The sequence below is a fragment of the Pseudomonas borbori genome (genome assembly GCF_900115555.1).
Classification (GTDB): Bacteria; Pseudomonadota; Gammaproteobacteria; order Pseudomonadales; family Pseudomonadaceae; genus Aquipseudomonas; species Aquipseudomonas borbori.
Window position 1 is genome coordinate 1 of record NZ_FOWX01000071.1, and the last position, 5,894, is coordinate 5,894.

The window sequence follows — 5,894 nt, forward strand, 5'->3', positions numbered from 1 at the left end:
CGCAGTTCATTCATCACCAGCGAGCCGCTGACTACACCGCACTCGAGCGCTAACTCGCAGGCCACTTGCAGCGGCTCCAGGCCCACATCGCGGGCGATCAGCAGCAACTCAACGAAGGCGCGGTCACCACGTGGCTGTTTGAGCAGCCGTTCACGCACCTGCTGGATCGGCAACGGCAAATCCCACGCCACGAAGGGCGCGCCGTTGCGCAGCGCACCAGGTTTCTTCTCCAGCACCGACAGGTAATGCCAGGGGTCGCAGATCAGCTGGTCACGACCAAAGCGCCGCAGATGCTCGGCGATTACCTGGCCACCCGCGACGATGCGCACGTCTGTCCACCTTTCGATTTGTTCGCGTCAGCGATTGCTGCTTACCGCGAAGATCGCGACGTTGAAGTCATCAGGAGCGAACGCCCCAAAAAAAACTTGGGCAAGCTGGTGATCAAGAAGGGGCTTCGCGCCGACCGGTCCGGCCCTGCACTAGAAGAGCTCTCAGTCATTCCACAGCGAGCCAGCCATATAGCCCTGATGCGACCAGTGGAGCTGGTCGTGAAGTACGTCGAGGGGAATCCGTTTGCTGACTCCCGATTCGAATGGGCGGGAGTCTTTGTTTGCTCCGATGAGGATGAAGTGGAAGCAGCCTTTGCCATGTCCGAACCTCCAGCTCATGACAACTGGATTCCGGACAATCTTCCTGATCGCATTGCAAAGACGTTCGTACGAGTTGCGCTCAAACGCATCGAGTGCGCCGCCGGAAGCTATGCGACACCCATGTTGCCATCCAGATCAGGAAGTGGCGATCGCGGCCCATCTCTGGCAAGCACAGCCACACGCCTGGGTCGCCTGCTTGACTCTGTTTCAGGGAAAGGCCCAGGTAGGCCTAGACCAACGGCGAGAGCTCCGGTCAGGAAGAAAGAACTTTCCATATCTTCGCCGCGGTTCATTCGACTAGATATTGACGAAAAGAATCGACGTTGCGCCATCTTCGAAGCAAATCTTCAGAACGACGAAGCAGACGACACGCTTAAGCTGCTAGCTGAACCACATCTGGTTGCCGATGGCGCAATTGCTAATGGCGAGGATCTACCTGTCAGCTACGAAACGAAAGTGCTCAGCATATCTCTCGAAGACACTGGTGAATTTACCACTGACCCGATCATCAGGGTTGGCAAAGAGAGCGGCACTATAAGGATCTCGGTCCTAAGCCCACCAGAAGCAGCCATTGGAATACGGCTGCGCTTTTTGAACGAGGGTCGAGAATGAGCCGGATAGCCCTCCCCTTCCTAGTGCTACCAAACGAAGTGGTCAACTTCGGTGGTTGGATGATCGGCACGCCCGATGAACCACTCTATCCAGCTTCGGACATTTTGGAGAACTGGGATTACGAGCAAGACATCCAAATCAACGTTCATCTCGATATTGACTTCGCAGCAGCAGCAACACAGCTGGGGATTGATCCCGCAGACCTAAAACTTGCAGCCGTACTTGTCGCAGGAACCGGTGTTGGCAACTTGCCGCGTCGCACGGATCGGCTGGAAACTGAAGTCATCGATGCCTCCAACACTGCCGTTACACTTGAGGCGGTCATACCTGGCAGGACTCTTTCAGGGCAGCTTCAACTCAGCCTCCGCATCGTCCTCGAGTCTCCCATTGGCTCCGGAAGCCTGCTGTCGCCGAAACAACGCGGTGCCCGTCTCTGGCAAAGTCAAAAATACATACTGATCGAGGATGGTGGCGATTCGAGATTCCCAATCGAGCTGACAAGCTTCTCCGAGAGCTTCAAGGGCAGGCTGGAGCAATATGCGCCTTGGCTAGTCGAGTGGAATCCAACAACTCTGGGTGCAGACTTTAGCGGAAACGTGAGGCTTTATATCAATTCAGACATCGAAAATATTACAGAAAGGTTTGTGAAGGGAGATCCACTGACACTCCAAGCGATGGTCGCAGATGTCATGACTCAAATAATCGAAGCCGCTATAGAGGCCGAAGACGAAGATGAGCTAGCCCGATTCGAAGAGGGATCTATAGGCCACCAAGCGAGAGCATGGATGGACATGTCGTTCCCTGGACAGGGTCTGGAGAGTATTCGGCAAACCTACACCTACTCACCCGGGAAATTCAGGGCCTTGATCCTTGCCACAGCCGACTTCGGGGAAAACGACTGATGCGAGTTCCACTTTTACCTCGCTTGAAAGCTCATGGTATCGCAACCATTCTTGAAGGGATCAAAGACTTAGATACAACGGCCAAAAATGGCATCGATATTCTAAAGGAGTATTCAGCCATTAAGTCGAGCGCCGCTAGTGGCGGAACCAGAGCTGACGCCGTTGCCGTCGACATTACTGGCGAGCTGAAAAAAATTGCCCATAGAGCCAGCTCCTCATCAGCCGGCCCCCAATCTGCAAAGGCTCTTTTCGACCAAGAAGCAGCAATCTATCTTGGGCAGTTAGAAGAGCTGAAAACCGGGGAGGCACTTCGCGATGATGTGTGGGCATTTATGACCACAGTGCTTGCAGCAGACATCGTGGAGTGGCGGTTTCCAGACAATTCACGTGAGCGGTTAGCGAGATTTTCTGGAGGAGTTCGCAACACTTTTCAAAGGCTGTGGACACGAGGCTCGACCTTGGATCGCGGAGAGGGTCACCCTGAGCGCTGGGAGCTTGTAAAGCAGCTGACCGAAGATGCGATGGTCCAAATCTTCGAGCGAGCGTCTATCGGAGGTAACCCACCATTGGCTAAAGCAGTAGCTGAAGGTTGGCTTAGAGCATCCACAAAGTTCGGGCGCGGCTCAATGGAAACGATCATGCGCTCCGCTACCAAAATTTTGCGTCTGAAGAACCAAATCATCGATCTTGCCTACTTGCCACCTAACGAGCTGGAACAAATCGTGTCGGAGGCGTTCGATACAGCTGGCACCGCGCAGCAGGCCCCTATTACACCAGAGCCACCTTATATTTAGCTCGGCAGCTCCACTAGTGGACTGCTCCCAAGAAAACTTTCACCTCCATATTTCTACTGAGGAGGTCGTTTATACATTTGAGCAATGAGGTTTATCAACAAAGGCTCAGCTTTTTCCGAAACCAATTTCGAATCATTTACGGTGAGAATGTGTTCACCAATAGATGCGTGTGCAATAGCGCATCTAAATCGGTAGACTATGTAAGCGGTTGCGCGCTGCAAGTGATCTAGTGTCCAGCCAAAGCCGGCTTGCTTAATGCTTGCCTTATCAAATGAGTGTTTTGAATGAATTATAAAATCACTACGCTTTTGAAGGTTGTCTTTAAAACTCCAAGGAAATCCATCTTTATCGTAAGCGTAGAGCAATTCGTCTATTACAGAGTCGTGTGAGGATGTGCGAAAAAAATCTCTCAGACTTGACCCTAACGAATTCTCATCTTTCCAATATTTTTGTATTAGACGCAGTAATCGCTGATATTCAGTATTGTTGTATGTTGCCAGTAGCTTCCCAATGCCTTTCAAGTCCGCACCAAGTCTCTTTATGTCCTCTACCAAGTCATAATCGAAGCTGAGTTCAATTAGGTGAAACAGAGCGAGATAATGACCAAGCGGAGTTGAATCGTAGATAGCTCGCAATGTAGCAGTTTGATGATCTACTGTTGGTAATTGCAATCCAGCTATGGCTCGAACAGAACTTACCCCAGTAATTTTTTCATTAATATTCAATGCTGCCTCATGAGAAAACCCACCCCAGACCGCGCTTGAATTTTGATAATCAGCTGCATAGCTTTCATAGTATTGGCTCTCTAATACAACATAGTCGTATTTGAATAGATAATCAAAAGACTGTGTCTCCTGCAGATCACCAAGACTTGTATCTCGAAGATAAGCTGCTGCAAGTATCGCTGGAGCTTCTCCATACGTAAAAACTTCACCCTTACATGATACAAGGTAGCATTCTGCCTGCGAATGAGAGTCAAGGTTGATTTGGAATGTTTCACTCCTTTGATATCGCGCAGACAAATGCAAAATAGGAATTGCTATGTAGCCATCTACAGAGCATTGGCCTCCGAAGTCAGTTATCTCCAAGCTGACATCGATTCTTAGATCTTCAAGAGAGATTTTTTCTACCAGTTCTGTATATGTATAATTCATTACTCTGCCTCACGCTCCCATATATCGCGCAGAGGGGTTTGCCCTTCGTCCCGGAAGAACTCTTTGAATGAAACAAATATTAACTTTCGCGTTGCATATCCAATATTTGTCTTGCGACTAGGAAAACCTGAGATTATCTCTTGGAACAGGTTTAGCCCCAAGGACTCTTCTGAGCTCTCAGTTACGATATCGGAAGTTATTTTTTTAAGAGCTATTTTAATACGCTCCTGCCTATCGGGTGTTGAACCAAAATCTGCAGCTGCAGCAAAGAAACCATTAATGGTATTTTCATTTCCCAGCCAATTCGTTGCTGTAAGACCACCGTTAACTGGCTGAGTGTTTTCTACAGCGTCATCAAGGCCACAGTAAAATCTGAAGAAATTTACGAAATCTCCAAATTGGATACCGAATTGCTCTACATCTTGCTGAAGAACTGCTTGCTCACTTAGTCGTTGAGCAACCACATTTTGCTTATCTACTTCAGGTGATTTTAATAAATAAGCCTGGTAGCCGCTTGAAATTTTATCTAGTGAATATCTACGCGATCTAGTTCTGCGACCACCTTCTACTTCTGGCACTAACTCCAGCCCATCGATCTCTTTCATCAAGGTAGCCCGCAAGCTCAGTGATAAGATCTCAATTTGATGCCGCATAGACATGGGCTTTTGCCCAGCATTCAAAACGATTATTCGATAAATAAGGTGATCAAGATCTGGTTCTGCTCTTATTTCTAGGTGAATAAGTTGCTCCGGTGGGAAAACATGCCCGCTTTCTAGAATTTCTTTTAGTATGAAAGTTCGCTGCAACCCATCAAGAATATTTAGTGGGGCCGAGTCCAGCAACAACTGCTTTAATTTTTCTTGATCTCCTGACGCAACAGCTTGCTTCGCTTTCCCTGAAAGCTCTATTGGAAGCGCGAGGGTGATAGTTGGTAAAAGCGTACCATTGATAATATCTGCTTTTAACCGAGCATACGCAGCGAATTTTTCTCGTTTTCTTTGAATTGAGAACGATGAAAATTCATCTCCGACTAGCGAAATATAATTCGGGATGTCACATTACGCATAAATTACCGGGGTTAATGTTCGTAGGTCTTGTGCGGTGCCTAGTACGCTGAGTTCCATATCTACGTCCAATCTCGTTAAATAATTTCGCTGTGATGAAACCCACTTTACCTTTACTTTCCTAACATTGGAAAGCCATCTTAAAGCTTAAAGATCTATCGCAGAAGCGATTTAGTGCGATTCCCCTTCCCGGCTGCGCGAGAGAATCTTGGTCGCCACTTCATAACGCCTGACCCGCTTTTGGCCCAAGCTGTATACAAACTCCCGTTGAGATTGGCGTTGCTACGCGAAATCTTTGAAATCTGCCCGGATTGGGATGCTCAGATTTCGTTAGGAAACGCCGAAATTGATCATCAAACGATCAGTACTCGGCGCTCAAACGTAATGAGATGGTCACCCCCACACCCCGCGAGGGCTATGCTCTCGCTGGGTTTATCTCGGAGGCCATCGCCATGAACAAAGTTGCACTGGTGGGTATCGATCTCGGCAAGCACAGCTTCCATCTGCATGGTCAGGATGGGGCAGGCCGGGCGGTCTTTCGCAAGAAATTCTCGCGACTGCAGATGATGCGGCTCTTCGGCAATCTGCCAGCCTGCACGGTGGTCATGGAGGCCTGTGCCGGAGCCCACTTCACGGCGCGGGAGCTCAACAAGCTCGGACACGTCGCCAAACTGATCTCACCGCAATTTGTCAGACCGTTCGTGAAGAGCAACAAGAA

Annotated in this window: 5 protein-coding genes and 2 pseudogenes; 4 read left to right on the plus strand and 3 right to left on the minus strand. The window is 49.2% G+C overall.

Annotation, left to right across the window (positions count from 1 at the left end):
• Window positions 1-329 (minus strand): annotated as a pseudogene (locus BM315_RS25635) (IS21 family transposase); the annotation flags it as partial.
• On the opposite strand from BM315_RS25635, the gene BM315_RS23735 reads away from it, so the two are divergent.
• Genes BM315_RS23735 through BM315_RS23745 form a run of 3 tightly spaced genes read left to right on the plus strand, consistent with a single transcriptional unit; the run spans window position 291 to window position 2,958 of the window.
• Window positions 291-1,262, plus strand: coding sequence for a hypothetical protein (locus BM315_RS23735; protein ID WP_090506112.1), 972 nt, complete (start codon window positions 291-293; stop codon window positions 1,260-1,262). The pseudogene BM315_RS25635 and the gene BM315_RS23735 overlap by 39 nt on opposite strands.
• On the plus strand, window positions 1,259-2,164 hold the full coding sequence (locus BM315_RS23740) for a hypothetical protein (protein ID WP_090506114.1): 906 nt from the start codon (window positions 1,259-1,261) through the stop codon (window positions 2,162-2,164). Before BM315_RS23735 ends, BM315_RS23740 begins: the two co-directional genes overlap by 4 nt.
• Entirely contained in the window at window positions 2,164-2,958 is a 795-nt protein-coding gene (locus tag BM315_RS23745; RefSeq protein ID WP_090506116.1) for a DUF6339 family protein, read from the plus strand. Before BM315_RS23740 ends, BM315_RS23745 begins: the two co-directional genes overlap by 1 nt.
• A gap of 53 nt (window positions 2,959-3,011) precedes the next feature.
• Here the strand turns inward: BM315_RS23745 and BM315_RS24575 are convergent, their stop codons facing one another.
• Together BM315_RS24575 and BM315_RS24580 are read right to left on the minus strand one after the other, a co-directional pair.
• A complete protein-coding gene (locus BM315_RS24575) occupies window positions 3,012-4,112 on the minus strand; it encodes a hypothetical protein (RefSeq protein ID WP_141124031.1) in 1,101 nt (366 codons plus the stop codon).
• Window positions 4,112-4,957 (minus strand): hypothetical protein, encoded by an 846-nt coding sequence (locus tag BM315_RS24580; protein WP_141124032.1) that lies wholly within the window; start codon window positions 4,955-4,957, stop codon window positions 4,112-4,114. Before BM315_RS24580 ends, BM315_RS24575 begins: the two co-directional genes overlap by 1 nt.
• Window positions 4,958-5,628: 671 nt before the next feature.
• Between BM315_RS24580 and BM315_RS23750 the strand changes: the two are divergent.
• Window positions 5,629-5,894: pseudogene (locus BM315_RS23750) on the plus strand (IS110 family transposase); the annotation flags it as partial.

Excerpts from the sequence above, each read along its gene's own strand:
- BM315_RS23735 (WP_090506112.1), top strand. The coding sequence starts at position 291 with ATGCTCGGCGATTACCTGGCCACCCGCGACGATGCGCACGTCTGTCCA.
- BM315_RS23740 (WP_090506114.1), top strand. The coding sequence starts at position 1,259 with ATGAGCCGGATAGCCCTCCCCTTCCTAGTGCTACCAAACGAAGTGGTC.
- BM315_RS23745 (WP_090506116.1), top strand. The coding sequence starts at position 2,164 with ATGCGAGTTCCACTTTTACCTCGCTTGAAAGCTCATGGTATCGCAACC.
- BM315_RS24575 (WP_141124031.1), bottom strand. The coding sequence starts at position 4,112 with ATGAATTATACATATACAGAACTGGTAGAAAAAATCTCTCTTGAAGAT.